Annotated in this window: 1 protein-coding gene; it reads left to right on the top strand. The window is 69.5% G+C overall.

From position 1 onward, the window contains the following. The coding region (locus ACFVH0_RS40485; RefSeq protein WP_385828435.1) for an acyltransferase domain-containing protein at positions 1-1,231 on the top strand (1,231 nt) is incomplete at both ends.

Below are 1,231 nucleotides of genomic sequence, written 5' to 3'. Positions count from 1 at the left end.
TGTTGGCGGAGGCGCGGGAGTGGCCGGAGGTGGGTGGTCGTCCGCGTCGGGCGGGTGTGTCGTCGTTCGGGATCAGCGGTACGAACGCGCATGTGATCCTGGAGCAGGCGCAGGAGGAGCCTGTTGAAGCGCCGGTTGCCGGGGTTGCTCTGCCGGTGGTGCCGTGGGTGCTTTCCGCGAAGTCGGAGGAGGCGTTGGCCGGTCAGGCGGAGCGGCTGCTCGGCCTGGTGGACGGTGTCTCCCCGCTGGACGTCGGCTGGTCGCTGGTGTCTTCGCGCAGCGTCTTCGAGCACCGTGCGGTGGTGGTGGGTGAGGACCGTGAGGCGTTGCTGCGGGCGCTCGCCGAGGGGCGGTCGGCGCCGGGTGTGGTGCGGGGTGTCGCAGGCGCCGGTCGTTCGGCGTTCCTGTTCTCGGGTCAGGGTTCGCAGCGGGCCGGGATGGGCCAGGAGCTGTACGAGGCGTACCCGGTCTTCGCGGATGCGTTCGATGCGGTGTGCGCGGAGCTTGACCGGCATCTCGATCGGCCGGTCAGGGATGTGGTGTTCGGTGGGTCGGAGCTGATCGACCAGACCGTGTACACGCAGGCCGGGCTGTTCGCGGTCGAGGTGGCGCTGTTCCGGCTGCTGGAGCACTGGGGGGTGACCCCGGACTTCCTGCTGGGGCACTCGATCGGTGAGCTGGCTGCCGCGCACGTCGCGGGCGTCTGGTCCCTGGAGGACGCGGCGGCGTTGGTCGCCGCCCGGGGCCGTCTGATGCAGGCCCTGCCCACCGGCGGAGCCATGATCGCCATCCAGGCCACCGAGGCAGAAGTCCTGCCGCTGCTCACCGACGGTGTCTCCATCGCAGCCCTGAACGGCCCGGACTCCGTGGTGATATCGGGCGACGAGGATGCCGTACTCGCCATCGCGTCCGGCTTCGGGAAGACGAAGCGGCTCCGCGTCAGCCACGCCTTCCACTCACCGCGCATGGAACCCATGCTGACCGAGTTCAAGGCAGTGGCGGAGAACCTGACGTACCAGGCTCCGAGGCTACCGATCGTCTCCAACCTGACCGGTGAGATTGCCGGTGAGGAGCTGCTGACGGCCGACTACTGGGTGGACCACGTCCGCCAGGCTGTTCGCTTCCTCGACGGCGTCCGCCACCTCGAAGCACAGGGCGTCACCACCTACCTCGAACTCGGCCCCGGCGGAGTCCTCTCCGCGATGGGCCAGTCCTGCGTCACCGAGGACGC

The sequence above is a fragment of the Streptomyces sp. NPDC127117 genome (assembly GCF_042677325.1).
Classification (GTDB): domain Bacteria; phylum Actinomycetota; class Actinomycetes; order Streptomycetales; family Streptomycetaceae; genus Streptomyces.
Note: the sequence above shows the minus strand (reverse complement) of the source record. Positions and strands in the feature narration are given on the sequence as shown.